Raw genomic sequence first — 1,308 nt, 5'->3', positions numbered from 1 at the left:
CGGTCGTTCGGTCCAGCACGGCCAGCGGTCTGCCTCGATCCGCCTCGTGCGGCTGGGCGGCGAGAAGGGCGCGGGTGTAGGGGTGCGTGGGGGCGCTGAGGATGCGGCAGGCCGGGCCGACCTCGACCAGCCGTCCCTCGCGCATCACCGCCACCTCGTCCGCCACCTCGCTGACGACGGCAAGATCGTGCGCGATCATCAGCAGGGTCAGTCCGGTTTCGACGCGCAGGTCCGACAGGAGCCGCAGGATCGCCTTCTGCACGGTCATGTCCAGCGCGGTCGTCGGTTCGTCCGCGACGATCAGCTCCGGCCTCCCGGCGAGGGCGAGCGCGATCATGACGCGCTGGCGCATTCCGCCCGACAGTTCGTGCGGAAATGCCCGCATGACGCGGGCAGGGTTGCGCAATCTGACCTGATCCAGCAGTTCCACCGCCCGCGTGGCGGGGTCGGTGGCGGGATCGACGGTGCGGATGGTCTCCGTCATCTGCGTGCCGATCCGCAGGACGGGGTCCAGACTGGCGAGCGAGGCCTGGGGCACGAGCGCCATCCTTCGCCCCCAGATCTGCCGCCATGCGGTCCGATTGAGATTGGCGACGTCGCGTCCGTCGACCACGACCCGCCCCGCCGTGATGCGGCCACCCTTGCGGCCCAGCAGTCCGGAGATGGCGCGCGCCGTCACCGTCTTGCCGGAGCCCGACTCGCCGACGATGGCGAGCGAAGAACCCCGCTCGATCGAGAAGGAGATCTCGTGGACCACCTGAAAGCCCCCGAAGGCGATGGACAGACCATCGACCTCGACCATCGGCGGGTGAGCATCCGGTCGCAGAGTCATCGGCCATCTCTCCGGTCGCTCAGGAACGAGTCCGCCACGAAGCTGAGACCCAGTCCGGTGATTGCCAGGACGCCGCCCGGCAGGACGATGATCCACCACGCGTTCCGCAGAAAGGCGCGCCCCTCATACATGATGCTGCCCCATTCGGCGGTCGGTGGCTGGACACCTGCGCCGAGGAACGGCAGCGACGCGAGGATGACGACGACGAGGACGACATCGCCGATCTCATAGGCCAGCGTGATGCGGCTGACGCCGGGCAGGATGTGACCGAAGACGATGCGCGGCCCGCTGAGCCCGGCGAGGCGCGATGCGACGACGAAGTCGGAATTCCGCAAGGTCAGCGCCTGTCCGCGTGCCAGCCGGGCATACACGGCCCACTGCACGCACATCAGAGCCGCGAGCGACGGGCCGAGGCCAGCCGGTGCTCCGAAGAGCCGGCTGTCCGACCCGAACATGACCACCAGCGTCAGGAGCAG

At 69.0% G+C, this 1,308-nt stretch carries 2 protein-coding genes; both read right to left on the bottom strand.

Annotation, left to right across the window (positions count from 1 at the left end; translation table 11 throughout):
• Positions 1–832, bottom strand: an 832-nt coding sequence (locus A37W_RS0114695) for an ABC transporter ATP-binding protein (protein ID WP_157236502.1), incomplete at its 3' end; no start/stop codon positions are given.
• The coding region (locus tag A37W_RS0114690; RefSeq protein WP_018303795.1) for an ABC transporter permease at positions 829–1,308 on the bottom strand (480 nt) is incomplete at its 5' end. The genes A37W_RS0114695 and A37W_RS0114690, both read right to left, overlap by 4 nt.

Source organism: Wenxinia marina DSM 24838 (assembly GCF_000379485.1).
Classification (GTDB): domain Bacteria; phylum Pseudomonadota; class Alphaproteobacteria; order Rhodobacterales; family Rhodobacteraceae; genus Wenxinia; species Wenxinia marina.
Note: the sequence above shows the minus strand (reverse complement) of the source record. Positions and strands in the feature narration are given on the sequence as shown.